Annotated in this window: 30 protein-coding genes and 1 pseudogene; 7 read left to right on the top strand and 24 right to left on the bottom strand. The window is 69.8% G+C overall.

All coding sequences use genetic code 11. The features are described 5' to 3' along the window. The first annotated feature begins 188 nt into the window (after positions 1-188). Complete coding sequence (locus tag ACE3T2_RS06150) at positions 189-944, top strand: M23 family metallopeptidase (protein WP_374655780.1); 756 nt, start codon at positions 189-191, stop codon at positions 942-944. Between the two features lie 4 nt (positions 945-948). On the opposite strand, the gene ACE3T2_RS06145 is transcribed toward ACE3T2_RS06150, so the two are convergent. Continuing rightward, positions 949-1,353 (bottom strand): hypothetical protein, encoded by a 405-nt coding sequence (locus tag ACE3T2_RS06145; RefSeq protein ID WP_374655778.1) that lies wholly within the window; start codon positions 1,351-1,353, stop codon positions 949-951. A gap of 66 nt (positions 1,354-1,419) precedes the next feature. Between ACE3T2_RS06145 and ACE3T2_RS06140 the strand changes: the two genes are divergently transcribed. Further along, positions 1,420-2,289, top strand: a complete 870-nt coding sequence (locus tag ACE3T2_RS06140) for an alpha/beta fold hydrolase (protein WP_374655776.1) — start codon at positions 1,420-1,422, stop codon at positions 2,287-2,289. Here ACE3T2_RS06140 and tilS read toward each other — a convergent pair. The 9 genes from tilS to ilvD form a co-directional block, all read right to left on the bottom strand. Further along, the gene (gene tilS / locus ACE3T2_RS06135; protein ID WP_374655774.1) at positions 2,286-3,488 is read right to left on the bottom strand and encodes a tRNA lysidine(34) synthetase TilS; all 1,203 of its coding nucleotides are present in this window, start codon (positions 3,486-3,488) and stop codon (positions 2,286-2,288) included. The genes ACE3T2_RS06140 and tilS overlap by 4 nt on opposite strands. Continuing rightward, positions 3,476-4,303, bottom strand: coding sequence for a tol-pal system protein YbgF (ybgF, locus tag ACE3T2_RS06130; RefSeq protein ID WP_374655772.1), 828 nt, complete (start codon positions 4,301-4,303; stop codon positions 3,476-3,478). The genes tilS and ybgF overlap by 13 nt, the downstream gene beginning before the upstream one ends. Before the next feature lie 143 nt (positions 4,304-4,446). Further along, a complete protein-coding gene (gene pal / locus ACE3T2_RS06125) occupies positions 4,447-4,935 on the bottom strand; it encodes a peptidoglycan-associated lipoprotein Pal (RefSeq protein ID WP_374656058.1) in 489 nt (162 codons plus the stop codon). 191 nt (positions 4,936-5,126) lie between these two features. Continuing rightward, the gene (gene tolB / locus ACE3T2_RS06120; protein WP_374656056.1) at positions 5,127-6,416 is read right to left on the bottom strand and encodes a Tol-Pal system beta propeller repeat protein TolB; all 1,290 of its coding nucleotides are present in this window, start codon (positions 6,414-6,416) and stop codon (positions 5,127-5,129) included. Positions 6,417-6,439: 23 nt separating this feature from the next. Then, positions 6,440-7,279, bottom strand: a complete 840-nt coding sequence (locus ACE3T2_RS06115; RefSeq protein WP_374655770.1) for an energy transducer TonB — start codon at positions 7,277-7,279, stop codon at positions 6,440-6,442. Further along, a complete protein-coding gene (locus tag ACE3T2_RS06110; protein WP_374655769.1) occupies positions 7,279-7,761 on the bottom strand; it encodes an ExbD/TolR family protein in 483 nt (160 codons plus the stop codon). The genes ACE3T2_RS06115 and ACE3T2_RS06110 overlap by 1 nt, the downstream gene beginning before the upstream one ends. A gap of 3 nt (positions 7,762-7,764) precedes the next feature. Further along, complete coding sequence (gene tolQ, locus ACE3T2_RS06105; protein WP_374655767.1) at positions 7,765-8,463, bottom strand: protein TolQ; 699 nt, start codon at positions 8,461-8,463, stop codon at positions 7,765-7,767. Between the two features lie 129 nt (positions 8,464-8,592). Continuing rightward, positions 8,593-9,036 carry a tol-pal system-associated acyl-CoA thioesterase gene (gene ybgC, locus ACE3T2_RS06100; protein ID WP_374655765.1) on the bottom strand — a complete coding sequence of 148 codons (444 nt, stop codon included), beginning with the start codon at positions 9,034-9,036 and terminating at the stop codon, positions 8,593-8,595. 192 nt (positions 9,037-9,228) lie between these two features. Further along, a complete protein-coding gene (gene ilvD / locus ACE3T2_RS06095; RefSeq protein ID WP_374655763.1) occupies positions 9,229-11,079 on the bottom strand; it encodes a dihydroxy-acid dehydratase in 1,851 nt (616 codons plus the stop codon). Positions 11,080-11,182: 103 nt separating this feature from the next. On the opposite strand from ilvD, the gene ACE3T2_RS06090 reads away from it, so the two are divergent. Beyond that, positions 11,183-12,085 carry a LysR family transcriptional regulator gene (locus tag ACE3T2_RS06090; protein WP_374655761.1) on the top strand — a complete coding sequence of 301 codons (903 nt, stop codon included), beginning with the start codon at positions 11,183-11,185 and terminating at the stop codon, positions 12,083-12,085. Positions 12,086-12,267: 182 nt separating this feature from the next. On the opposite strand, the gene ruvB is transcribed toward ACE3T2_RS06090, so the two are convergent. From ruvB to ruvC, 3 genes are read right to left on the bottom strand one after another with little or no spacing between them, the layout of a single operon-like run. Next, positions 12,268-13,305, bottom strand: coding sequence for a Holliday junction branch migration DNA helicase RuvB (gene ruvB / locus ACE3T2_RS06085; protein ID WP_374655759.1), 1,038 nt, complete (start codon positions 13,303-13,305; stop codon positions 12,268-12,270). After that, positions 13,302-13,919, bottom strand: coding sequence for a Holliday junction branch migration protein RuvA (gene ruvA / locus ACE3T2_RS06080; protein WP_374655757.1), 618 nt, complete (start codon positions 13,917-13,919; stop codon positions 13,302-13,304). The genes ruvB and ruvA overlap by 4 nt, the downstream gene beginning before the upstream one ends. Then, positions 13,916-14,419 carry a crossover junction endodeoxyribonuclease RuvC gene (gene ruvC, locus ACE3T2_RS06075; protein WP_374655755.1) on the bottom strand — a complete coding sequence of 168 codons (504 nt, stop codon included), beginning with the start codon at positions 14,417-14,419 and terminating at the stop codon, positions 13,916-13,918. Before ruvC ends, ruvA begins: the two co-directional genes overlap by 4 nt. A gap of 119 nt (positions 14,420-14,538) precedes the next feature. Here ruvC and ACE3T2_RS06070 point away from each other — a divergent pair, with 119 nt between their 5' ends. After that, positions 14,539-14,739, top strand: a complete 201-nt coding sequence (locus ACE3T2_RS06070; protein ID WP_374655753.1) for a hypothetical protein — start codon at positions 14,539-14,541, stop codon at positions 14,737-14,739. Here ACE3T2_RS06070 and ACE3T2_RS06065 read toward each other — a convergent pair. Genes ACE3T2_RS06065 through ACE3T2_RS06055 form a run of 3 tightly spaced genes read right to left on the bottom strand, consistent with a single transcriptional unit; the run spans position 14,736 to position 16,743 of the window. After that, positions 14,736-15,539, bottom strand: coding sequence for a site-2 protease family protein (locus ACE3T2_RS06065; protein WP_374655751.1), 804 nt, complete (start codon positions 15,537-15,539; stop codon positions 14,736-14,738). The genes ACE3T2_RS06070 and ACE3T2_RS06065 overlap by 4 nt on opposite strands. Next, the gene (locus tag ACE3T2_RS06060) at positions 15,536-16,237 is read right to left on the bottom strand and encodes a hypothetical protein (RefSeq protein ID WP_374655749.1); all 702 of its coding nucleotides are present in this window, start codon (positions 16,235-16,237) and stop codon (positions 15,536-15,538) included. Before ACE3T2_RS06060 ends, ACE3T2_RS06065 begins: the two co-directional genes overlap by 4 nt. A gap of 26 nt (positions 16,238-16,263) precedes the next feature. Continuing rightward, complete coding sequence (locus ACE3T2_RS06055; protein WP_374655747.1) at positions 16,264-16,743, bottom strand: ribonuclease H; 480 nt, start codon at positions 16,741-16,743, stop codon at positions 16,264-16,266. A gap of 61 nt (positions 16,744-16,804) precedes the next feature. On the opposite strand from ACE3T2_RS06055, the gene ACE3T2_RS06050 reads away from it, so the two are divergent. After that, positions 16,805-17,236, top strand: a complete 432-nt coding sequence (locus tag ACE3T2_RS06050; RefSeq protein ID WP_374655745.1) for a PaaI family thioesterase — start codon at positions 16,805-16,807, stop codon at positions 17,234-17,236. On the opposite strand, the pseudogene ACE3T2_RS06045 reads toward ACE3T2_RS06050, so the two are convergent. The 4 genes and pseudogenes from ACE3T2_RS06045 to ACE3T2_RS06030 all read right to left on the bottom strand — a co-directional run. Beyond that, a pseudogene (locus tag ACE3T2_RS06045) lies at positions 17,233-17,340 on the bottom strand (PEPxxWA-CTERM sorting domain-containing protein); the annotation flags it as partial. The gene ACE3T2_RS06050 and the pseudogene ACE3T2_RS06045 sit on opposite strands and share 4 nt — an antisense overlap. Positions 17,341-17,990: 650 nt before the next feature. Continuing rightward, positions 17,991-19,307, bottom strand: a complete 1,317-nt coding sequence (locus tag ACE3T2_RS06040; RefSeq protein ID WP_374655743.1) for an aminotransferase class V-fold PLP-dependent enzyme — start codon at positions 19,305-19,307, stop codon at positions 17,991-17,993. 60 nt (positions 19,308-19,367) lie between these two features. Next, positions 19,368-20,063: an MgtC/SapB family protein gene (locus tag ACE3T2_RS06035; protein ID WP_374655741.1), complete on the bottom strand. Its 696-nt coding sequence runs from the start codon at positions 20,061-20,063 to the stop codon at positions 19,368-19,370. A 27-nt stretch (positions 20,064-20,090) separates the two neighbouring features. Then, positions 20,091-20,762, bottom strand: coding sequence for a glutathione S-transferase family protein (locus ACE3T2_RS06030; protein ID WP_374655739.1), 672 nt, complete (start codon positions 20,760-20,762; stop codon positions 20,091-20,093). 94 nt (positions 20,763-20,856) lie between these two features. Here ACE3T2_RS06030 and ACE3T2_RS06025 point away from each other — a divergent pair, with 94 nt between their 5' ends. Next, on the top strand, positions 20,857-21,282 hold the full coding sequence (locus tag ACE3T2_RS06025) for a MarR family winged helix-turn-helix transcriptional regulator (protein ID WP_374655737.1): 426 nt from the start codon (positions 20,857-20,859) through the stop codon (positions 21,280-21,282). Here the strand turns inward: ACE3T2_RS06025 and ACE3T2_RS06020 are convergent. After that, the gene (locus ACE3T2_RS06020) at positions 21,279-22,022 is read right to left on the bottom strand and encodes a YebC/PmpR family DNA-binding transcriptional regulator (protein WP_374655735.1); all 744 of its coding nucleotides are present in this window, start codon (positions 22,020-22,022) and stop codon (positions 21,279-21,281) included. The genes ACE3T2_RS06025 and ACE3T2_RS06020 overlap by 4 nt on opposite strands. Positions 22,023-22,142: 120 nt before the next feature. On the opposite strand from ACE3T2_RS06020, the gene ACE3T2_RS06015 reads away from it, so the two are divergent. After that, entirely contained in the window at positions 22,143-22,361 is a 219-nt protein-coding gene (locus ACE3T2_RS06015) for a hypothetical protein (protein ID WP_374655733.1), read from the top strand. Here the strand turns inward: ACE3T2_RS06015 and ACE3T2_RS06010 are convergent. The 3 genes from ACE3T2_RS06010 to ACE3T2_RS06000 are packed head-to-tail and all read right to left on the bottom strand — an operon-like array spanning position 22,315 to position 24,268. After that, positions 22,315-22,902: a histidine phosphatase family protein gene (locus tag ACE3T2_RS06010; protein ID WP_374655731.1), complete on the bottom strand. Its 588-nt coding sequence runs from the start codon at positions 22,900-22,902 to the stop codon at positions 22,315-22,317. The two genes, ACE3T2_RS06015 and ACE3T2_RS06010, sit on opposite strands and share 47 nt — an antisense overlap. Further along, on the bottom strand, positions 22,899-23,486 hold the full coding sequence (locus ACE3T2_RS06005) for a histidine phosphatase family protein (protein ID WP_374655729.1): 588 nt from the start codon (positions 23,484-23,486) through the stop codon (positions 22,899-22,901). The genes ACE3T2_RS06010 and ACE3T2_RS06005 overlap by 4 nt, the downstream gene beginning before the upstream one ends. After that, entirely contained in the window at positions 23,483-24,268 is a 786-nt protein-coding gene (locus ACE3T2_RS06000) for an SDR family NAD(P)-dependent oxidoreductase (RefSeq protein WP_374655727.1), read from the bottom strand. Before ACE3T2_RS06000 ends, ACE3T2_RS06005 begins: the two co-directional genes overlap by 4 nt. Positions 24,269-24,274: the final 6 nt, after the last annotated feature.

Here is a 24,274-nt window from a genome sequence, read left to right as displayed (position 1 = left end):
CTCCGCTTTCCGCGAAAGGTTCCGGCGGCGCGGCAATATGCGCCACATCGGTGAGTCCTCTCCGTCCATTTTTGGTCTAGAAGGCGCTCCATAGAAGACGCCACGCCTGGAGGGGCGTCGTCGCAGAGAGCCCGCATCACCTCTAGCGGAGCTCATTTAAGCTCGACTGTACTGTAAGAGGGTTTTTTTTGATTTCATCTGATCTGGCCGCACCTGGCGGCCTGCGCCATTTCTGGGTCGAAGGGCTGATTGCGGCGGCGGCGACCCTGGGCGTCGTGACGGCCGCCTTCGCCACGAGCGTCGTGCCGACCCTGACAGCCAGGCCGGAACCGGCCTACCAGGCAGTCGTCGAGCCTGTCGTCCCGCCGCCCGAGCCGGAACCGGCTTTCGACTTCTCCGAGCCTGTCCCCGGCCATGCCGTGAACTCGCCGTTCGGCCTGCGCCGGATGCCATGGGAGACTCATGGGCGCCTGCACGAGGGGGTCGATATCGCCGCGCCGTCCGGCACACGCGTCCAGGCCGTCGAGGACGGGGTGATCGTCCGCGCGGGGACCAGCGCCTCCTACGGGCGCTATGTCGAGGTGAAGCACGAGAACGGCCTCTCCAGCTTCTATGCGCATCTCGGCCGCATCGAGAAGACCGCGCGCGCCGGCGTGGCGGTCGACGCCGGGACGGTCATCGGCCGCATCGGCTCGAGCGGCATTTCCACCGGTCCTCACCTGCATTTCGAGATTCGCCGCGGTGACACGCCGTTGAACCCGGTCGCCTTCATCGGCCGCGAGTTCGAGACCGTCCAGGATCTGCCGCTGAGGACGGCCGCGTCTTACTCGAAGAAGGTGCGCGTGGCCCAGGTTGGCGAATGGCCGGCCAGCAAGCGCAAGGCGAAGGCCAAGGCCGCGGGCGATGCCGAACGGCCCTCGGCGACACTCGCGGTGGCGGAGTAGGAACCTAGGCCGTCCGCGGCTTGCCGAAGGCGCGGTCGGCCAGGGCGCCGGCGGCAAGGATGCCTAGCACCGCGGCGATCATGAACCAGACCGGATGCGGAATGGTGATCATGTTGAAGATCGAGAGCGCCAGGACGACCAGGGTGACGATCCGGCCTGCCCATGCGCGGCGGCCGGCGATCACGTCGCCGGCCGAGGCGCCGGCCAGCGTGCCGAGCACCCAGGCCAGCAGCACGGCGATCTTGGCCGGAAAAGTGATCCTGCTCATCACCGTCGCCATCTGGGCCGGGTCGGTCAGGCTCACGCCCGGCGGCGGCGGGAAGATGGTGTGGCCGACGCCTTCGACGACCCCGACGACGATCACCGCGACGATCGCGCCGAGCACCACGCCCAAGATTGTCCGCAGCATGAAGGTTCCTCTCCCTGGATCGGCGGGCAACCTCGACTAGATTGGGAAGATGCTCAAGGTTTGCAGATGAACGCGGGCGGATTTCATCCATCCCGCGGGGCGTTGATCGACATCGGCGGGCGACGCCTGCGGGCGGTTGCGGCGGGGCCGGCTGACGCCGCGCCCTTGGTGGTGCTGGAATGCGGCGCCTTCGGCTGCGCGGCCGACTGGGCGGTGGTGCAGCAACGGCTGGCGGCGCGGGGGCTGCGCAGCCTCGCCTATGACCGCGCCGGCCTGGGCTATTCAGACCCCGGCCCAGATCCACGCGATGGACGGGCCATCGCCGAGGATCTGGAGGCGCTGCTGGACAGGCTCGATGAGGACGGGCCGCTAGTCTATGTCGGCCACTCGATGGCGGGGCTGATGGCGCGGGTGTTCGTGCCGCGCAATGCAGAGCGCGTGCTGGGCGTAGTGCTGGTCGATGCAGTGACGCCCGAGATGATCCAGGTGCGCCGGGCTGCGGCCGGCATCCACGCCTATCGCGGGGCGATGAAGGTGGTTGGAGCCTGGGCCTCGGCGGGCTTCATGCGGCCCGTGTCGCTGGTGATCGGCGACCTGATCGGGCTGGAGGGCGAGGCGCGGAGCGAGAAGCGGCGCATCTACGGCTCGGCGGGCCACACGCGCTGGGCGGCGCGCGAGGTGCAGGCCTGGCCCGCGACCTCGGCCATGGGGCGCGAGGCGGGCGCCTTCCCGGCCGACTTGCCGGTTGCGGTGGTGACGGCTGGCGACGCGCGCACCGGCGCCGCGCTGAAGGCCCTGCAGATGGTTCCGGCGCAGCGGTCGAGCCGCGGCTATGTCGACCACGTCAAGGGGGCCAACCACGCCAGCTTGCTGGGCAAGGCCTTCGCCGACCCGATCGTCGCCGGTGTCGAGCACGTGCTGAAGACGGCCCGCTAGGCGGGTTCGCGGTCGATCACGCCGTAGGCGGCAAGCAGCCGTTCCTCCACCAGACTGACGGCCTGGCCGGTCAGGGCCGGGCTGGACAGGGTGTCCAGGTCGAATGGCAGGCCGGGCCGGGCCTTCGGCGGCAGGGCCTGCAGGGCCTCGCGTTGCATCGTCGGCAGGCGCGAAGCGTGGCCGGCGAGGGCGACGATACGGCCGGGGCCCATGATCTCGAAGCGGCCGTCCCAGACGCCGGCCTTTCCGGCCTGCACGACGAGCGGGGGCGGCGGCCTGCGGCTCAGCTCTCCCGGCTCGCGCAGGAAAAGGACGTCGCGCGCGCCAGCTTCCAGCCGCGCCCCGGCCAGGGTGGCGATCCATGCCTCTTCGCCCGCCAGCAGAGCGGCGATCCGGGCCAGACTGTCGGCGCGCGGCGGGCGGCTGGTCCCGGCCGCGCAGAGGCCGGCCAAGGCGACGAGGCGTGGGGTCAGAGATGCCCGGGACACACGCAGGGCGCCGGCGAGGTCGGTCTCGATCTCCAGCGGGGACTGCTCAGGCTCAGAGGGCGCTTCGGCGGGCGCAGGGGCTGCGGCGCGGGCCCTGGCGCGGGAAAAGCGCAGGTCGGCGTTGGCAGGGTCTTCGATCCAGGTCTCGCCCCGGGCGGCGAGCCATTGTCGGATCGCAGCGCGGGAGAGATGCAGCATGGGCCGCAGCAGGAAGAGGCCGCGCCCCTCAGGCCAGGCCGGCGACGGCGCCCATTCCCGCGGCGAGGGCGTCGTGGAGCCCGCGGCGCGCATGGCGGCGGCCTCGTCTATGTCGCTGGCCGTGTGGGCCATGAGGATGACGCGCGCGCCGGCCGCTCGGGCGGCGGCGGCCAGCAGGCCGTGACGGGCGGCGCGGGCCGCAGCGGGCAGACCGGCGGCGGGCTTCTGGCCCTCCCAGGCCAGGGCGAGAAAGTCGGCGCGCAGTTGGGCGGCAAGGTCGGCGCAGGCCCGCGTCCAGCCTCCACTCGCGGGGTTCAGCCGATGATCGACGGTCAGGATCAGCAGGGCGCGGCCGCGGGCGCGCGCCCAGTCGGCGGCGATCAGGGCGAGTGCGACCGAATCCCCGCCGCCGGACAGGGCCAGTGCGACCGGCGCGGCCGACGCGGGCGCAAGTCGGCGGTCGAGAACGGCGTGGACGCCGTGGGCGAACGCGTCGTCGATCAGGCCGCGCACTTGGCCTGGCTACGGGCCTGGGCCGCGCGGGTCTGCACGGTGGTCGAGGCCTTGGGATAGCGCTTGGCGAGTTCGGCCAGGGTCTGGCAGGCGTCGGCCGGCTTCTTCAGGGCGATCAGCGAACGCGACAGCTCGACCACCGCGTCAGGCGCCCAGCTGGTCGAGGGCCAGCCGCGAATGGCGGCGATGTAGGAGCCGGCGGCGTCGGCATGAGCGCCACGGGCGCTCAGCGCCTTGCCCAGCCAGTAGCGCGCTTCCGGCGCCTTGGACGTCTCGCCGTGGGCGTCGACATATTCTCGGAAGCCGTTCTCGGCGGCGGCATAGTCGCCGGAGGCCAGGGCTTGGCGCGACTGAGTGAAGAGGTCCCCAGCCGGCAGTCCGCTGGACGGGCCTCCGGCCAGGCCGTCGGGCGGGGCCACGGTTTCGGCCAGGGCGCGGCTTTCCAGGCTGGCCAGGCGGTCTGCCAGGGACTTGTTCTCGGCGCGCAGCTGCTCGGCGTCGCGCTTGGCCAGCTCGGCCTGGCGGTTGGCGCTCTCGAGGTCGCCCGTCATGCGGGTCATGCTCTGCTCGAGGTCGGCCAAGCGGCGCGTGACCTCCTGCAGCTGATAGTCGGTCTCAGCCGGTTGGACGACGACCGGCTTGCCGATGTCGCGGCCCTGGAAGACGATCGCGCGCAGTTCGCGGACCACCTGCTCCATCTTGTCGATCCGCCGCGCGTCGCGCGCGTCGAGCGGGTCCATCGGCGTCTGGGCGGCGGCCAGCGGTGCGGCCGCGGCGGTGGCGAACAGGCAGAGGGCGAGCACGGGGAGCTTCATAGGCGTCATCATCTACAAATGCGGACGGCCAAAATGGGGCTGTTCGGCCGGGGAATCAAAGAATGAGCGCGGCTCGGCGGCAGTAGAGCCCAAATGCAAAGAGGGGACCCGAAGGCCCCCTCTCGCATACATCGGTCCTAGCCTTACTGGGCGCCGCTGACGATGGCCGTGTGGCCATTACGGTTGCGCTGATAGGCTTCCTCGGTCGTGCCCGGATCGATCGGCTTTTCCTTGCCGTAGGAGACGGTGGCGACGCGCGACGGGGCGACCCCGCGCGAGACCAGGTGTTCCTTCACCGAGTTGGCGCGGCGCGAGCCGAGGGCGAGGTTGTATTCGCGGGTGCCGCGTTCGTCGGCGTTGCCTTCGATGCGGACCTGGACGTTCGGATAGCGCACCAGCCAGGCGGCCTGGGCGTCGAGCACCGGGGCGGCGTCGGCGCGGACGTCGTAGCGGTCGAGGTCGAAGAACACGCGGTCGCCGACGTTCTGGGCGAAGTCCGCGGCCGAGCCCGGAATGATCGAGGCGGTGGGCGGCGGCGGGGCGGGGGCCGGTTCGGGCGCGGGCGCGGGAGCCGGGGCGGGCGGCGGTTCCGGCGTGGGAGCCGGCTTGGGCTTGGACGCGCAGGCCGTCATCGAGACGGCGGCGGCGGCGACCAGGGCCAGTCGAAGGGCGTGCTTGGTACTGAAGCGTTGCACGTTGGCTTCTCCTTTTGGTGTTGCGATGACGGCGGTTCCCACAGCCTGTTCCTCGTTCTACCCGGCTTTTCCTTTACCGGACATGTCAAAAGACCGTTGGGCGGGAAAATTGGACTTCAAAACACTAGTTAATTGAGCAGAGGCGACCAGGCCGGATCGGTGCCGGCGCCCGGATACGGCGCCGCGCGCTGGATGCGTCCCGTCACGTCCACGGTCCACAAACGCGGAGCTCCACCAGGCGTTTCCCGGCTGAACATCAGAACCCGGCCGTTGGGCGCCCACGTGGGGCCTTCGTCAAGGTAGCTGGTGGTCAGGATGCGTTCGTCCGAACCGTCGGGACGCATGATGCCGATATGGAACTCCGAGCCGTTTTGCCGAGTGAAGGCGATGTATTCGCCGGTCGGGCTCCAGACCGGCGTGGTGTAGCGTCCAGATCCGAAGGAGATGCGCTTGCTGCCGCCGCCGTTGGCGCCCATGACATAGAGCTGGGCGCTGCCGCCGCGGTCGGAGGTGTAGACGATGCTCGCTCCATCCGGGGAGAATGAGGGCGAGGTCTCGATCGACGGGTCCGCGGTCAGGCGCGAGGTGGTGCGGCTGCGCAGGTCCATGACGTGGATGTCGGTGTTGCCGCCGCGTTCGACCGAGAAGGCGACGCGGCCGCCGTCGGGCGAGAAGCGCGGCGCGAAGACCATGCCCGGGAAGTTGCCGAGGGTCTCGCGCCGGCCGCTCTCCAGGTTGAACAGATAGACCGACGAGCCCTCCGGCCGCAGGGCCATGTAGGTGATCTCCTGGCTGGTCGAGGAGAAGCGCGGGGTCATGACGATCGACGAGCCGTCGGTCAGATAGGACGGGTTGGCGCCGTCCTGGTCCATGATCGCCAGCTGCTTCTTGCGGTCGAGCCTTCCGCCGCTTTCGGCCACGAACACCACGCGAGTGTCGAAATAGCCCTTTTCGCCGGTCAGCCGCTCATAGACCGCGTCGGAGATCTTGTGCGCGACGCGCCGCCAGTTGTCGGGGGTGGAGGTGAACTGCAGGCCGAGCAGTTGCTGCTGGGCGTAGACGTCCCAGAGCCGGAAATTGACCGTCAGGCGACCGCCCTCGACGGTCACCTGGCCGTTCAGCAGGGCCTGGGCGTTGATGGTCTTCCAGTCGGGGAAACGCGGCTGGACGTTGACGTCCAGGGTCTGCTCGATGAAGGCGCTCTGCGGGATCGGCGCGAACAGGCCCGAACGCTCGAGATTGCCGGTGATGACCTGGGCGATCTCGGCGCCCTGCGATCCGCCGAAGGCGGGGATGGCGATGGGCAGGGGCTTGATGTCGCCGCGGTTGATGTCGACCTCGATCTGGGCGCGGGCGGGCGCGGTGATCGCCGCCGCCGACACGAGGGCGGCCACGAGCGCAATCGCCAGGGACTTCATGCGCATGGGGCGGGTCTCCTTGGTCACGAACAGGCCTCGCTGGTCCTGAAGTTCAGTTTGAAGCGCTGGCCGTAGAGGTTGCGCGGCAAGCGAGTGAAGGGGGCGGCGGCGTAGACGGCGCGGATCGCCCGCTCGGCTGCGGCCTTCACCACGGGATCGGACGAGTGCTCGGCGCCCTGGGCGTCGACCTTGCCGTCGACCTGGCCGCCGGCCCCGAGGGTGAACGCCAGCTGGAGCCGCACGTTGCGGCCGCCCTCGACTTCGCAGTTGGGGTTCCAGCGCTTCTGGATCTCGTCGCTCATGCCGGCGATGGCGGCGGCGGCCTGGCCCGAGCCGAGGTCGGGCCGCGACTCGGGCGCCGTGGCCTGACGAGCCGGCCCCTTGGCGGCGGAGGAGCGCTGGCTGCTCTTGGCCACGCTGGCGGCCAGGGCGTCGAGGTCGAGGCTCTTCTCAGCCCGCGGCGCCGGCTTGGCGGGAGCGGGCTTGGCCGGAACAGGCGTCGGCTTGGCCGCGGGTTTCGGCGTCGGCGCCGGTGTAGGCGCAGGCTTCGGCGCAGCCGGGACAGGTTTCGGAGTCGGCTGTGGCGTCGGGGTCGGCGGGGCCGGCGCCGGCGGCGGGGCGGCTGGCGGCGCGGGAGCCTCGGGAACCGGCTCCTCGGTCTGGGCGAGCTGGTCTTCCGGCCCCTGCTCGGCGGGAGCCAGATCGGTGACCGGGGCGTTGGCGACGATGTTGATCGGCACGGCCGAGCCGAGCGGCAGCTGCCGCGCCCAGGGCCACGAGATCAGGGCGGCCGCGATCACCCCGGCGTGCAGCAGCGCCGAGGCGAGCATCGGACCGGAGAATTCGGACCGCTCGCGCGCCATCAACGCCTCAGGGGCTCGCCGCCTGAGGACGGCCCGCCAGTATCGGTGATGAGATTTATGGTCGTGAAGCCGGAGGTCGACAGCGCCGCCATCACCTGGGCGACCACGGCGTACGAGGCGCGGCCGTCGGCGCGGACATAGATCGGCCGCTTGGTCTCCTCGCCGGCCATGGCGCGCAGGCGCGGAGCCAGGCTGGAGAACGGCGTGGCGTCATCCTGGATGAACAGCGAGCCGTCGGCGCGGATCGAGACGGTCAGGTGCTCGTTCTGGTCCTCCATGGCGGCGGCCTCGGTCTTCGGCAACTCGACCTCGACGCCGCTGGTCAGCAGCGGGGCGGACACCATGAAGATGATCAGCAGCACCAGCATCACGTCGACCAGCGGCGTGACGTTGATCTCGGACAGCGCCCCGCGTGAGCGGCGGCCACGCCGGCGGCGCGACCCGCCGCCGGCGGAGAAGGCGTCGTGAGCGGACAAGGCCATGGATCAGCCCCGCTCGGCCAGGCGGCGCTGGATCGCGGTCGACAGGTCGTCGGCGAAACCTTCCAGACGGCCGGCGTACTTGCCCGCGTCGGTCGAGAATTTGTTGTAGGCGATATAGGCGGGGATCGCGGCGATCAGGCCGATGGCGGTGGCGAACAGAGCCTCGGCGATCGACGGGGCGACCACGGCCAGGTTGGTCGACTTCTCCACGGCGATCGACTGGAAGGCCTTCATGATCCCCCAGACCGTGCCGAACAGGCCGACGAAGGGCGAGGCGGTGGCGACGATGGCCAGAGAGCCGAGGCCATTCTCCACCCGCGCGCTTTCCCGGGCGATGGTGGTGTCGAGCATGCGGTCGATGCGCTGGATCAGGAAGGCGACCTGGCTCTCGCTCAGGCCGCGGCCGCGGGCGTCGCGCCATTCCTTCAGCGCCCCTTGCAGCATGCGCGGCAGGGCGGCGGTCGGGCGCTCGCCGGCCTCGGCGGCGATCTCCTCCAGCGGACGGCCGGTCGAAACCTGGTCCTCGAAGGAGGCCGCCTCCTTGTTGAGCCGCGTCAGGCGCAGGGTCTTCTCGATGATCACGGTCCAGGACCACAGCGAGGCGAGGATCAGCCCGATCATCACCAGCTTCACGACCCAGTCGGCGCGGATGAACAGGTTGATGAAGCTGAAGCTGTCGGCGGTGATCGCGGCGGGGTCCATGCGCTCCTGGGGCTCCGGTTGATAGTCAGGCGCACGACTTCAAACCGCGCGCAGTGGCGATCTTAAGGCCGCCGGTTTGGGTTAACCGGCTTCTAACGCGGAAAAGGTGAAGGCGGTTTTACGGAAACCTTACGCGAAGTACGGCCGCAGGGTTTCCAGCATTCCGGCAGGCGGCTTTCGCGGCCGGCCGGCCAGGTCGATGCAGGCAGCCTCGACCTGGGCCGCACAGATCAGTTCCTCCCCGCGGGTGATTCGCTGGGAGATGAAGAGCCGCGGGCCGCGGGCCGCGTCATAGGTGGTGCGCACGGCGAGGGCGTCGTCGATGCGCGCGGCGCGCTTGAAGTCGATCTCCATGCGCACGATGGCGAAGGCGGCCGGATCCGCGCGGTCCAGCAGGTCGGCGTGATGGACGCCGGCCACGCGCAGGAAGTCGGACCGGCCGCGCTCGAAATAGCGGACGTAGTTGGCGTGATAGACGACGCCGGTGAAGTCGGTGTCCTCGTAATAGACGCGGACGGGCAGGACGTGCTCGCGCCCGTCGATCAGGCCGGCGCTGGGGATCGGGGTCTGCATGGCGTCAAGGTTTAGGGGCGCGGCCGCGAAGCGGCCAGCCTCAATCCGTGTCATCCCGGTTTGCGAAGCAGGACCGGGACCCATGAACACCGGGTGGATCAGGATACGGCTGGGCCGTACCCCGTTCTTCAAGGCAAGGCGCGAATGGGTCCCGGTCTTCGGCTGCGCCGAAACCGGGATGACAGCTGGCGGCTATTCGACCTGGCTGACGTCGCGCACGGCGCCGCGGGCGGCGTTGGTGGTCATGGCCGCGTAGGCGCGCAATGCCGGGGAGACGGCGCGCCTGCGCTCGGTCGCCGGCTTCCAGGCGCCCGCGCCCTTGGCCTCAATGGCCGCGCGTCGCTCGGCCAGAGTCGCATCCGAGACGTCGAGACGGATGATCCGCTGCGGGATGTCGATGACGATGGCGTCCCCATCCTCGACCAGACCGATGACCCCGCCCTCGGCCGCTTCCGGCGAGACGTGGCCGATCGACAGGCCCGAAGTGCCGCCCGAGAAGCGGCCGTCGGTGATCAGGGCGCAGGCTTTGCCCAGGCCCTTCGATTTCAGGTAGCTGGTCGGATAGAGCATCTCCTGCATGCCCGGCCCGCCCTTGGGGCCCTCATAGCGGATCACCACCACGTCGCCGGCGACGATCTTGCCGGTCAGGATGGCGCTGACCGCCGCATCCTGGCTTTCGAAGACGCGGGCGACGCCGTTGAACTTCAGGATCTCCTCATCGACCCCGGCCGTCTTCACGATGCAGCCGTCCTCGGCGAGGTTGCCGAACAGCACGGCCAGGCCGCCGTCCTGCGAGAAGGCGTGCTTGGCCTCGCGGATGACGCCGCCCTCACGGTCGAGGTCCAGCTCCTCCCAGCGGCGGCTCTGGCTGAAGGCGACCTGGGTCGGAACCCCGCCGGGCGCGGCCTTGAAGAAGGTCTGCACGGCCTCGCTGTTGGTGCGCTTGATGTCCCAGCGGTCGAGCGCCTCGCCCATGGATTTGGAATGGACGGTCGGCAGGTCGGTGTGCAGCAGGCCGGCGCGGTCGAGTTCCCCGAGGATGGCCATGATGCCGCCGGCGCGGTGGACATCTTCCATGTGGACGTCGGCCTTGGCCGGAGCGACCTTGGAAAGACACGGCACCTTGCGCGACAGGCGGTCGATGTCGGCCATTGTGAAGTCGACCTGGGCCTCGTGGGCGGCGGCCAGCAGGTGCAGGACGGTGTTGGTCGAGCCGCCCATGGCGATGTCGAGACTCATGGCGTTCTCGAAGGCCTTGAACGAGGCGACAGAACGCGGCAGCACCGAGGCGTCGTCCTGTTCGTAATAGCGGCGGGTGATGTCGACGATCAGGTGGCCGGCTTCCAGGAACAGGCGTTCGCGGTCGGCGTGGGTGGCGAGCGTCGAGCCGTTGCCTGGCAGCGACAGGCCGAGGGCTTCGGTCAGGCAGTTCATCGAGTTGGCGGTGAACATGCCCGAGCAGGAGCCGCAGGTCGGGCAGGCCGAGCGCTCGATCGTGGCGACCTCCTCGTCCGAGATCTTGTCGTCGGCGGCGGCCACCATCGCGTCGACCAGGTCGAGCGCGACCTCCTTGCCCTTCAGGATCACCTTGCCGGCCTCCATCGGGCCGCCGGAGACGAACACGGTCGGAATGTTGACCCGCAGCGAAGCCATCAGCATGCCGGGGGTGATCTTGTCGCAGTTCGAGATGCAGACCATGGCGTCGGCGCAGTGGGCGTTGACCATGTACTCGACGCTGTCGGCGATCAGCTCGCGCGAGGGCAGGCTATAGAGCATGCCGTCGTGACCCATGGCGATGCCGTCGTCGACCGCGATGGTGTTGAATTCCTTGGCCACGCCGCCGGCGCGCTCGATCTCGCGGGCGACCAGCTGGCCCAGATCTTTCAGGTGCACGTGGCCCGGCACGAACTGGGTGAACGAGTTGACCACCGCGATGATCGGCTTGCCGAAGTCACTATCCTTCATACCGGTGGCGCGCCACAGGCCGCGGGCGCCGGCCATGTTGCGGCCGTGAGTGGTGGTGCGGGAGCGATAGGTCGGCATGGGGTGGGGTCCTGGCGGAAATTTCGCGCGCCTATCCGTAGCCAATGACGTCCTATTGGTGAAATATATTACGGCGCGCTTATTAGGTCGTTGGGGATATATATTGAAGACTCGCCAGCTTCGGCACTTCCTGGCGGTGGCGCAGACCCTGCACTTCGGCCGTGCGGCCGAACAGCTCGGCATGACCCAGCCGCCGCTCAGCCAGTCGATCATGGCGCTGGAGCGGGAGTTGGGCGCGGCGCTGTTCGTACGCACCAAGCGGCAAGTGGCGCTGACGCCGTTCGGCGCCCAGTGGCTGGCGCACGTGCAGACCGCGGTGGAGGGGCTCGAGGCGCTTCCCGAGATCGCGCGCCAGCTACGCGACGGCGAGACCGGGCGGCTGGAGCTGTCGTTCGTCAGCACAGCCGACTACAGCATCCTGCCGACCCTGGTGCGGCGCTATTCGGCGCTGAATCCCGAGGTCGAGATCGCGCTCAGCGAGGCGACCAGCGACGTGCAGATCGCCGCCTTGCTGGACGGTCACGGCCACGCCGGAATCGTCATTCCGCCGCCGGGCGGGCTGCTGGAGCGCCTGAACTATCGCCGCCTTCTGGTCGAGCCGCTGGTCGCGGCCGTGCCGCAGAGCTGGGTCGAGGAGGGACGGCTGGCGCACGAAGGCGATCGATTGGCGCCGGACGCCCTGGTCGGGGCGGCGGGCGTGATCTTCCCGCGGCGCGTGGCGCCGGCCTTCTATGACCTGGCGATCGAGACGCTGAAGGCCCTGACCGGCGGCGCGCGGATCGTGCAGGAGGCGATCCAGATGCAGACCATCATCGCCCTGGTCTCGGCCGGGATCGGGGTGGCGCTGGTCCCCGCCTCCATGCGCCACCTGGCGCGGACGGGCGTGCGCTACATGAGCTTGCCGGGCGAGGGGCCCTATCTGGAAAGCGGTCTTGTCTGGCGCGCGGACGACGCGACCCCGACCCTGCGGCGGTTCCTGGACGTGGCGTTGCAGCCGCTGGGCTGAGGGGCGCTCATACCTCGAATGTCATCCCGGAAGCCGCGCTGCGGCTGTCCGGGACCCATCAACACCAGATGGACCAGGATGCGGCTCGGCCACGCCCCCATTCTTCACGATCAGGCGCGAATGGGTCCCGGTCTTCGGCTGCGCCGAAACCGGGATGACACGTGAGCGGGGGCGGGCGCCGGCTATTCGTCGAACAGGGTCGGTTGGCCGCCGGGCGTCGGTTGGGGCGGTGGCGTGAGGCCCAGGTGCGCATAGGCCTTGGCGCAGGCGATACGGCCGCGCGGTGTGCGCTGGATGAAGCCCTGCTGCATCAGGAACGGCTCGATCACGTCCTCGACCGCATCCCTGGCCTCGGCGATGGCGTAGGCGATGGTCTCCACGCCGACCGGGCCGCCGCCGTAGTTGTCGATCATGGCCTGGAGGTAGCGGCGATCGAGCGCGTCCAGCCCGGCCTGGTCGACATCGAGCCGGGCCAGGGCGCGGGCGGCCGCCTTGCCGTCGATCACCTCAACTCCGTCGGCGGCGGCGAAGTCGCGCACCCGGCGCAGCAGGCGGCCGGCGACCCGGGGCGTGCCGCGCGAGCGCGCCGCGATCTCTCCGGCCCCGTCGGGCGCTAGGCCCAGGCCCATCTTGGCCGCGGCCCCGGTCAGCACCTTGCCGAGCTCGGCGTGGGTGTAGAATTCCAGCCGCAGCGGAATGCCGAAGCGATCGCGCAGCGGCGTGGCCAGCAGGCCGGCGCGGGTGGTGGCGGCGACCAGGGTGAACGGCGCCAGGTCGATGCGGATCGAGCGGGCCGACGGCCCCTCGCCGATCACCAGGTCAAGGACATGGTCCTCCATGGCCGGATAGAGGATCTCCTCGACGTTGGCCGCCAGGCGGTGGATCTCGTCGATGAAGAGCACGTCGCGCGGCTCGAGGTTGGTCAGGATGGCGGCCAGGTCGCCGGCCTTGGCCAGAACCGGGCCGCTGGTGGCGCGAAAGTTCACCCCCAGCTCGCGAGCCACGATCTGGGCCAGGGTGGTCTTGCCCAGGCCCGGCGGGCCGAACAGCAGCACGTGGTCCAGCGCCTCGCCGCGCGCCTTGGCCGCCTCGATGAAGACCTTGAGATTGCCCTTGGCCTGCTCCTGGCCGACGAACTCGGCCAGGGTCTGCGGCCGCAGGGCCTTGTCGTGCGGGCCCGCCTCGAAGGGCTGGGCGTCGGGCGAGACGATCCGGGTCACCGTCCCAGCTCCTGCAGGCCGGCCTTGATCAGCGCCGGGATCTCGGCGTCGTCGCCGAGGCGGAGGGCGGCCTGTTCGATCACGCGGCGGGCGTTGACCTCGGCGACGCCGAGGCCAAGCAGGGCGGCGACCGCCTCGCCGACATTGCTGGGCGCGAGCGGGGCGGCGGGCGCATGGATCTGCGCGTGGAAGGCCGCGACCGGGCCGTCGGTCAGCTGCTTGTCCTTCAGCTCGGTGATCAGGCGCAGGGCGAGCTTGGGGCCGACTCCGTTGGCGCGGGCGACGGCGGCCTTGTCCTCGCGCGCCACCGCGCCGACGAGGTCGGTGGGGCTCAGCACGTCGAGCACGGCCAGCGCGGCCTTCGGGCCGACGCCCTGGATGGCCAGCATGGTGACGAAGGCGCGGCGCTCGTCGCGGCCGAGGAAGCCGTAGAGCTTGAGGCCGTGGGCCTCGGACCACTGGCTTTCTATGTGAAGGACGATCTCCTCGCCCAGCGGCGGCAGGTGGGCCAGGGTGCGCGATCCGCAGCGCACGACATAGCCGACCCCGGCCACGTCGATCAGGGCTTCCTCCTCGCCGATCTCGGCGACCAGCCCGCGCAGGCGACCGATCATGCGGCCGCTCCGATGCGGCGCAGCTTGCGGTGATGGGCGTGAGCGATCGCCACCGCGAGGGCGTCGGCGGCGTCGGCGGTGGTCTTGCCGGCGGTGGGCAGCAGGCGGGCGATCATGAAGCCGACCTGGTCCTTTTCGGCCGCGCCGGTCCCGACCACGGATTTCTTGACCACGGTGGCGGCGTATTCGGCCACCGGCAGGCCGGCGCGGGCCGGCACGATCATCGCCATGGCCCGCGCATGGCCGAGCTTCAGGGCCGAGGCGGCGTTGTTGTTCATGAAGGTTTCTTCGACCGCCGCCTCGTGCGGAGCGTGGGCCTCGACCACCTGGGCGATCGCCTCGAACAGCACCAGCAAGCGCTCGGCGAAGGGCAGGCTGTCCTTGGGCGTGATGACGCCATGGGCGATGTGGGTCAGGCGCGCGCCCTCCACCGCGATCACCCCCCAGCCTGTGCGGCGCAGGCCGGGATCGAGGCCGAGGATGCGGAGCGGAGCGTTCATGAGAATCGGCGCGTTCGTCATCTGTTCCAAGACTGGCACAGGACGGCGCCAGGGTTAAGCAATGGTTGAAGGAACCCGGCCCAGCTTGCGGCGGTTGGCGATACGGAAGGTGTCACGCCATGGATTATCGGTTCTACGTGCTGAACTCGGCTGGGAAGTTTTCCGACGTCGAGGAATGGAATTGCCCCTCGGACGAGGCGGCGCTCGAACAGGCCGCGCTGCGCGCTCGCGCTTACGGCGCCGAACTCTGGCAGGGAAAGCGCAAGGTCAGCACCTTCGCCGGGCCGATGAGCCGACCGGGCGATACCCAGGCCGCCTAGCTTCGCCAGAACCGGAACGCGTCCCAGCCCGCCTGGATCATCTCGCGCGGCAGGCCGGCGACGTCGGTCAGGAACAGGGCCGGCGTGAAGATCACGCGTGAGGCGCCGGGCAAAAGGAAAATCGCCAGGAACAGGGCCACCATCGCCAGGCCTTCGAACTTGCGCAGGCCCTGTCGCCAGGCCTGGGGCAGGAACGGGCGGATGACCCCGTAACCGTCAAGGCCCGGCACGGGCAGCAGGTTGAGCACGAAGGCGGTCGCCTGGAGGAAGGCGAGGAAGGCCAGGGCGTCGCACAGCATCCGCGCGCCGGGGGTGTCGAGCGGCGAGAAGGCCACGCCCCAGAGCAGGACGATCAGGAAGATCATCGCCAGCAGCGTGCCGATCGGGCCGGCCAGAGAGGCGAGCGCCCGCCAGACGCGGTTACGCATCAAGTCCTCGCGCAGATACACCGCCCCACCCGGAAAGCCGATGCCGCCCAGCACCACGGCCAGGATCGGGATGACGATAGAGACGCCGACATCCACGTACTTCAGTGGGTCGAGGGTCAGGTAGCCCTTGGCGCGGATGGTGTGATCGCCGGCCTTGTAGGCGACGAAGGCGTGGCCGAACTCGTGCGCCATCACGGCCAGGATCCAGCCGAGGATCACGAAGACGAACGTCAGCAGCCGCCCCGCCAGCTCCGCCGGTGCGGCCGCCAGGGCCGCGCCCGCGGCGATCCACGCGGCGAGCAGGATCAGCGCGTTGCGGCTGACGCCTGGGCGGGCTTCGGCGACGTCGGGCGTTTGAGTCGCGGGCGTCATGGCGGGCTCACCGACAGGATGGCGTGGTCTGGTCCCTTGCGCGCCACGAGGTCGGCGAGCGGGCGGGCGTGGACAATGTGGTCATGGAGGTTCTTGAGGTTCACGTCGCGCCAGACCATGCGGGCCAGGGCGTCGGTCTGCTCTCGGGTCATGCCGCGGAAACGCGCATAGAACGAGGTTGGATCATGCTCGGCCGCCTCCCAGAGCTGAAGGAAGCGGGCGACGTACCAGCGTTCCAGGTCCGCCTCGTCGGCTTCCAGATAGATCAGGGCGTCCAGCAGGCCGGGCGGGCCGGTGTCCGGGTGGCGCAGGGTGAGGCCCTCGACCAGCAGCACCTGGGGCGGATCGATCCGCCGGGCCAGCGAAGGATCGACGTCGTAGATCACATGCGAATAGGCGGGGATCTTGACCGGACCGGTCCGCACGCCGGTCAGCACGCTGCGCAGGGCGGCATGGTCGTAGGTCGCCGGAATCCCCTTCTGGCCCAGGAGGCCGAGCGCCTCGAGCCGGGCGTTGGGCATCAGGAAGCCGTCGGTGCAGGCGATCTCGACCGCGCCGACGCCGGTCCCCAGGCGCTCGGCCAGCTGCTGGGCGAACGTGCTCTTGCCGACCGCCACCGACCCCGTCACCCCAATGACGAACGGGCCGGCCGGGGGGCGGAGGGGGGCGAGGCGGAGGACGATGTCGTCGAGGATCAAGGGCGGGCTCGCTGCGGGAAGCGCGACTATAGAAGGAGGCCAGGGACCTTGGCGAGGTTGGGCTTGGGGATGGCCGAGACGAACGCACCCTGGGCGTTGGCCTTGTCCCGCGCGAGCTCGGCCCAGGCGGCGGCGAAACCGGTGGGGCTGGTCTTCGAGGGCCGGGCGATGGCGAAGGCCGGGTTGCGCCCGGCCAGTGCAGCGGTGAGCCTGGCCCAGAGATCAAGATCCTCGGCCGGCGCCTCTTCGCCATGGGGCGGGCGGCCGGCGGCGATCAGGGCCGCCGTGCGCGCCACCGCGCCGTCGTCCATCTGGATCGCGATCGCGCCCGGGGGCAGGTCCTTCAGCGCCGCAATCAGGGCGCCCAGCGCCATGCGCTGGGGCGAGGTGTAGCGCTCGCCGCCGGCCTGGCCGTAGACGTCTCCGCCGATACGGCGGACATAGGCCCATCCGCCGCACTTGAAGGCGGTGTGGAAACTGGTCTGGATCCAGATGGCGTCGCTCATGGACGGGCTTTAGCAGCTTGCGGAATCGGCCGCATGATCTCTCCACCCAGGAGAGCAAGCCATGGCCGCCACCACCAACCACACCAGCGTCGAAAAGCTGAACCAGGCCAATGTGGGCAAGCTGCCCGGCCATCTGGGGCTGGAGATCACTGAGGTCGCCGACGGCAAGGTCGTCGGGCGGCTGAAGGTGCGGCCCGACCTCGTGGCCCATACCGGCTATCTTCTGGCCGGGGCGGTGCTGTCGGTGGCCGACATCCTCTGCGCCTATGGCGTCTCGACGGTCTGGCCGGAAGGGGCGAACGGTTTCACCACGGCCGAGGTGAAGGCCAACTTCATGGGCACCCTGCGCGAAGGCGAGGCGGTCTGCACCGCCACCCTTCTGCACGGCGGGCGCACGACCCAGGTTTGGGACGCCCGGGTCGAGGACGCGGCCACGGGCAAGCTGATGGCCGCGTTCCGCTGTACTCAGATCATCCTCTATCCGCGGGCCTAGGCCGCGGCGCGGGCCTCGCGCCGGCGGCTGGTGCGGATCATCATTCCCACGCCGCCGAAGCCGGCGATCATCAGGGCCCAGGTGTCCGGCTCGGGCACGCCCGAGATGAACTTGAAGTTGTCCATCACGAACTGGCGGCCCTTGGTGCTGCACTGGTCGAGGTAGGTGGTGAAGGTCAGCTTGTCGATGCCGGCCCAGTTCGCCTCGAACAGGAAGGGCTTCTTGGTGTTGAGCGTCAGGGTCTTGGCGTACTTCTGCACGCCGTCGTTCAGGCCGACGATCGTCAGCTTCAGGCCATCGATCCAGGCGGCGGTGAAGTAGGCGCTTTCGAAGGTGAAGGTCCCCTGGGCCAGCGAGACCGAGCCGGTGACGTCGCCGTAATCGTTGAAGGCGACGTTCTTCGGCGAGACCACGCCCTTGCCGTAGCCGGTGGCGCCAAGGCCGACCTTCTTCGGGCCGACCGTGCTCATGTTGTTCCAGTCGAAGCCCTGGTAGTTCCCGAGGGCCTGAACATTGTGGCCGCGGTCGTCGAAGGTGATCACGTCGGCGAACGCCGGACCCGCGAGGGTCGCCGCGCAAAGCGCCAGAGCCGCCAGAAATGCCTTCATCCCCGATCCCCTAAACCAATCCCGCCGACACGCGGAGCCTCACCATGGAAGGCGCGACTTCGCCCATAAAACGCGGTTACCGCCAAGTTAATTCGCCCGGTGTGCGGGCGTTTTCACGGCGGACTCGCCTATTGCGCGAGTGACCGTCAGGCCAGGGCGGCGACAGCCTGGAGCGCGAAGTCGACATCTTGCGGCGTGTTGCGGATGCTGGGCGTCAGCCGCACGTACGAGGGCGAGTAGGGCGCGTCAGAGCCGATAACGCGCCAGGTCCGCAGGCGCTGGACTGCGGCCTGCGGCGAGAGGCCGGCCACCTCGAAACTGACGATCCCTGCCGACAGCCTGGGATCGGCTGGGGTGGCCAGCCGCACGTGGGGCATGGCCGCCAGGCCGCTCTTCAGGCGTGAGGCTAGTTCGCGGGTGCGGGCGGCCACGTGCGCCTTGCCGACCATCTGGTGGAACTGAAAGGCTTCGGCCAGCGACCAGACGTGCTCGAAGGCCTTGAAGCCGCCGGGGGTCATGCGCGCGCCGTCGGCCGGGCCGGGATCGTAGCCGCCGAGCCAGGCCGAATAGGCGCCGGGCGACAGGAAGGTCGGGATGGTCGGAGACAGGCGCGACAGCGCCAGCGGGCTGAAAATCATCACGCCGGTCCCATGCGGGCCGAACAGCCACTTGTGGCAACCGGCGACCAGGACGTCGCAGCCGAGGGCCGGCAGGGTCGTGTCCTCCACGCCGAAGCCGTGGACCCCGTCGACGCAGAACAGAACCCGGTCGGCGGGCGCGCGCTGGGCGTTGATGGGCGCGAGGGCCGCGGCGATCTCCGCGATGGGAAGCTTGAGGCCGGTCGAGGAATGCACCCAGGTCAGGGCCAGCACCCGCGTGGCCGGCGTGATGGCCGCGGCGATACGGCGAACCATCTCCTCCGCCGAGGCGCCGGGCGCGCCTTCGTGCAGGGCGATCTTGCGGATGCTCGCGCCATTGCGTCGGGCGGCCAGGCGTAGGGCCTCATGGGTCACGTAGTAGTCGTGGACGGTGGTCAGCACCTCCTGGCCGTAGCGCAGGTCCAAGCCCGCATAGACCAGGGCGATCCCGGCGGTGGTGCTCTCGCACAGGCCGACCTGCTCGACCGGCACGTCGAAATAGGTCCCCGCGGCCACCCGGGCGGCGTTCTGCAGGCGGCGGTTGTTGGCCTCCAGATAGGTGATCGGATTACGGCCCAGGGCGGCGCGATGGCGGGCCACGGCCTCGCGCACCGGCTTGGGGTTGGCGGCGAACAGCATTGCGGAGAGGTCGACCTCGCTCCAGTCCAGGTCCCATTGGCCGCGCAACCGGTTCCAGTCCGGCGGGGCGGCGGGCGAAGGTGGGGACTGGGCGAGCGCCGGCGCCGCCGCTACGACGCTCGGCGCTGCAAGGCCGAGCCCGAGCAGGCTGCGTCGATCGACCCCCGGCGCGCCGGTGGACCCCATGGCGGCTCTCCCAGCCCCCGTTGCACAATGCGCAGCTTGGCTGGCGGTTGCGCCGGGTCGCTACTCGTGACGCGGCGCGACCTCGAAGGCGACGACCCGCGGATCGGCCGAGAGGCTGTCGGCGATGGCCTGGGGGTCGATGCGGCGGGGGCTGCGAAAGGTGGCGGCCAGTTCGACGCCCTCGTTGCTCCGCCGATGGGTGACGACGTCCGGCGTTAGATCCAGCCCCGCCAGCCGCGCGGCCAGCTCGGCCTGGGTCGCGGCCTGGGCGCCGTAGCGGACGGTGATGTCGACATGGCGCAGGCGCGGCAGGCGCTCCTCGATCATGCGAAGGCCGGCCAGGACGAAGAGAGTCGCGAGCGTGCCGCCGACGGCCAGGCCGAACAGGCCGATTCCGTAGAGCACGCCGAGGGCCGCGGTGGTCCAGAGCGACGCGGCGCTGGTCAGGCCGCGTACCGAAAAGCCCTCTCGGAAGATCACCCCGCCGCAGAGGAAGCCGATGCCGGTCAGCACGCCATGGGCCATGCGAACCGGGTCGATGCGGATCATTCCCTCGGGCGTGTCGGCCATCCACCGGACCTGGTGCACGGCGGCGAGCATCAGCAGCGTTGAGGCCAGGCACAGCAGCATGTGGGTGCGCATGCCCGCCGCGCGGCCGCGGTGCTCGCGCTCGAAGCCGATCAACCCGCCGGCGATCACCGCCCCCAGGATCGGGAGCGTGTATTCAGGCCACCACCATTCCATGTCGACGTGCATAGCGCGCAGATAACGCGCGGGCGACGGTTAAGCTTCCGCCGGCGCGAACCGCCGGCCGAGATGGCTGTCGCGGCGGGCGAAGAACTCGGCCAGCCGCTGCGGATAGTCCGACCCGACTGCGCCGACGACGGACGGCCGCGCCGCTAGCGCCCCGCGCCAGGCGCGGACCCGCGGCAGGGCGTCGAACAGCCCGAGATCCAGGCGGGTCTCGATGACGTCGAAATAGCGGAACACCGGTCCCCAGGCCGCATCGACGATCTGGAACCGCGCGCCGTCGAACCAGGGGCCGGCCCCGAGTACGGCCTCGACCTGGATGAAGCGGGCGGCCAGCGTCTGGCGCCTGGCTTCGAACGCCGCCGCGTCGGGCGCGGAATAGAGGCCGCCGATGTCGGCCAGCGTCGCGGAGGCGAACTCCGCCCAGGCGCGGTGGCGCGCCCTTTCAAGCGGGTCGGCCGGATGCAGCGAGCCCGGCGAAATCTCGTCGAGATATTCGACGATCGGCGCGCTTTCGAACAGCGCTTGGCCGCCGGCCTGCAGCAGCGGAACCTTGCCGGTGGGGGAGAGCGCCAGGAACCAGTCGGGCTTGGCGCCCAGGTCGATAAACGTCCGCTTGATGGGGATGTCCTTCTCGGCCGCCACGATGACGGCGCGCTGGACGTAAGGGCAAAGGTGATGGCTGACGAGCCGCAGTCCGGACATGAAGATATTTCCATGCAGTTGCATGAATTAAGATGGCGGATCCCAGCGGGGAGTCAAGGTTGATGCAATTGCATCCTTATCCTAGGTTCGCGGGATGGACGTTTCGGAGACGGTGGTCACGGCCTGGGCGCGTCTGCTGCGGGCGCAGGCGATCGCGCTGGGCAGGGTCGAGGGCGCGCTGAAGGCTCAGGGCCTGCCGCCGCTGGCCTGGTACGACGTGCTGCTGGAACTGGAGAGGTCGGGCGCGCCGATGCGGCCGCATGTGCTGGAGGGCGAGCTGCTGCTGGCGCAGTACAACCTCTCGCGGCTGCTGGACCGGATGGAGGCGGCGGGCCTGATCGCCCGCAGTCCCGACCCGCAGGACGGCCGCGGGCGGCTGGTGGCCTTGACCGACGCTGGGCGCGCGACGCGCCACGCGATGTGGCCCGTCTATGCGGGCGCGATCCAGGCGGCGGTCGGCGAACGGCTGAGCGAGGCGCAGGCGCGCTCGCTCGCCGATCTGCTGGGGAAGCTGGCCTAGCCGAACTTCTCCATGTCCTCGTCGGAGATGTCGTAGTCGCCGTAGACGTTCTGCACGTCGTCGTCGTCGTCCAGGGCGTCGATCAGTTTCAGCAGGGTCGGCACCGCATCGCCGGTGACGGCGACGTAGTTCTTCGGCCGCCAGACGATCTTGGCGGACTTGGCTTCGCCGAGCACGACCTCAAGGGCGGACGCGACCTCCGCGAAGTCTTCGAAGGCGGTGTAGACGGTGTGCGCTTCCTCGTCGGACTCGACGTCCTGGGCGCCGGCCTCGATGGCCGCTTCCATGACCTTGTCTTCCGACCCGACCTTGGCCGGATAGGTCAGTTCGCCCATGCGGTCGAACTGGAACGATACCGAGCCGGAGGCGCCGAGGTTGCCGCCGTTCTTCGAAAAGATGGTCCGGATGTTCGACGCCGCGCGGTTGCGGTTGTCGGTCAGGCCCTCGACGATGATGTTCACGCCGCCCGGGCCGAAGCCTTCGTAGCGCACCTCCTCGTAGTTCTCGCCGTCGCCGCCGGCGCCCTTCTTGATGGCGCGCTCGATGTTGTCCTTGGGCATCGACTCGGCGCGGGCGTTGGCGACGGCCAGGCGCAGGCGGGGGTTCATCGCCGGGTCGGGCATGCCCGACTTGGCCGCGACGGTGATTTCGCGCGACAGCTTGGAGAACAGCTTGGACCGCGCCGCGTCCGCGCGGCCCTTGCGGTGCATGATGTTCTTGAACTTGGAATGTCCAGCCATGGGTCTCTCTGAAAGTTCAGTGGGCGGCTTCTAGCGCTCCGCGCGTGCGAACGCCAGTCGGGGCCGGAACCACGCGCCTTGCAAGGGGTTAGGCCTGCGCAACAGTCAGGAGCCGGGTCGATGAGCGACTATCTCGACGACATGCTGGACGAGCCGCCGACGCGCTCGGTGGTGCGCTGGATGGACCGGCCGCCGATGAGCGTCAGTCCGGCGGCGCTGTCCGGGGCGGTGGCCGGCGCCTTCGTCCTGGGCGCGGCCGCGGTGCTGGCGGTGATGGCGATAACCGGCCGGATCACGGTTCGGCAGGTTGGCAATCGAACCTCACGATTGCTGCATTAGCCATGCGGAACACGGCGTCCTGAGGCGCCGCCTGGGCCCAGGTCTCCTCGCGGCTCAGGCCCAGAAAGGCGCCGCGCAGCACGCGCCCGGCCCCGCCGTGGCTGACCACGATCACCTTGCGGTGGGACTCGGGGGGCAGATCGGCCAGCCAGCCGCTCACCCGCGCATGCACGTCTTCATAGCGCTCGCCCCCGGGGGCCGAGAACTGCCAGTCCTTGCGCGCAAAGACTTCCGGGTGCTCGGCGGCCAGTTCGTCGCGCAGCCGCCCGTCCCATTCGCCGAACGAGACCTCGGTCACGCGCGGGTCCGTTTCGGCCGTCAGACCGAGGGTCCGGCCGATGATGTCGGCGGTCGCCTGGGCCCGGCCCAGAGGGCTTGCAACAAGGCGCCATCCGGCAGGTTTTCCGGTCAGGCCTTGCAGTAATCTGCCCACCGCCGCGGCCTGTGAGCGCCCGAGCGGGGTCAGATCCGAGTCCAGCCGTCCCTGTTGACGGCGTTCGGCGTTGAATTGCGTCTGCCCGTGGCGGACGAGATAGATCATGCAGCCACCGGCGCGCAGGGAAGGCGGTCGACCGCGCCCCCCGCCAGCCGGAAGATCGCGTCCTGGGGCGTATCCTGCGCCAGGGTCTCCTCGCGCGACAAGCCCAGATAGGCGCCCCGCATCAGGCTGCCGGCCACGCCGTGGCTGACCGCGATGACCTTGCGCTCGCCCTCGGGCGGCAGGGCGGCGAGCCAGGGACGCACGCGCCCGTCGACGTCCTCGAAGCGCTCGCCGTCTGGGGAGTTGAAGAACCAGCCCAGGCCGAAGGAGTCGGGGTGCTCGGCCTTGAGGTCGGCGTACATGCGATTCTCCCACGATCCGCAGCCGACCTCGATCAGCGCCGGCTCGATCTCGACCGGCAGGCCGCCGAGCGTCTGGGAGACGATGGCCGCCGACTGACGCGTGCGGCGCAGCGGGCTGGCGAGGATGCGCCAGCCCGAGACGTCGTCGATCAGATCGGCCAGCAGCACGCCCATCTGCCGCGCCTGGGCCATACCGAGCGAGGTGAGCTGGGAGTTGGTCTGGCCCTGGAGCCGGCCGTCGCGGTTGTAGTCGGTCTGGCCGTGACGCAGCAGGTAGATCATTTCTTCCGCCGCACGACCGGGTGCGACGACGACAGGCCGCCGTCGACCACGATGGCGTGGCCGTTGACGTAGGAGGCCTCGTCGCTGGCCAGGAACAGGGCGGCGTTGGCGATCTCGATCGGCACGCCGCCGCGGGTCAGCGGATTGAGCTGGCCGATCTTGTCCTCGTTGCCGCGCGCCCGCGCGCCGTCGAAGATCGGCTGGGTCATGCCGGTCTCGATCAGGCCCGGGCAGATGGCGTTGACGCGCACGCCCGTGCCGTAGAACTCGTTGGCGGCGGTCTGGGCCAGGTTGATGACCCCGGCCTTCGAGGCCGAATAGGGAGAGCCGCCCGCGCCCGAGCGGATGCCGGCCACCGAGGCGGTGCAGATGATCGAGCCCTTGCCGGCTGGGATCATCACCCGCGAGGCGTGCTTCACCAGGAGGAAGGCCCCGATGAGGTTGACCCGCAGGATCTCGGCCCAGAAGGCGCCGTCCTGCTCGTCGAAGGCGGTCCAGCCGCCGGAGATCCCGGCATTGGCCCAGGCCACGTCCAGGCCGCCGTATTCGGCCAGCGCCTTGGCGACCAGGCTCTCGACGAAGGCCTCGTCGCCGGCGTCGCCGGTCAGGGCGACCACCTTGCCGCCGGCGGCCTTCACCAGATCGGCGGTCTCGTTCACGCTCTCCATCTTGTCGGCGATGACCAGGCTGGCGCCTTCCTTGGCGAACAGGAGTGCGCTGGCGCGGCCGATGCCGGAGCCGGCGCCGGTGATGATCGCGGTCTTGCCGGAGAGGCGTCCCATGAGAAG

It is taken from the genome of Phenylobacterium sp. (genome assembly GCF_041919955.1).
Lineage (GTDB): Bacteria > Pseudomonadota > Alphaproteobacteria > Caulobacterales > Caulobacteraceae > Phenylobacterium.
This window is presented reverse-complemented; position numbering and strand designations above follow the sequence as displayed.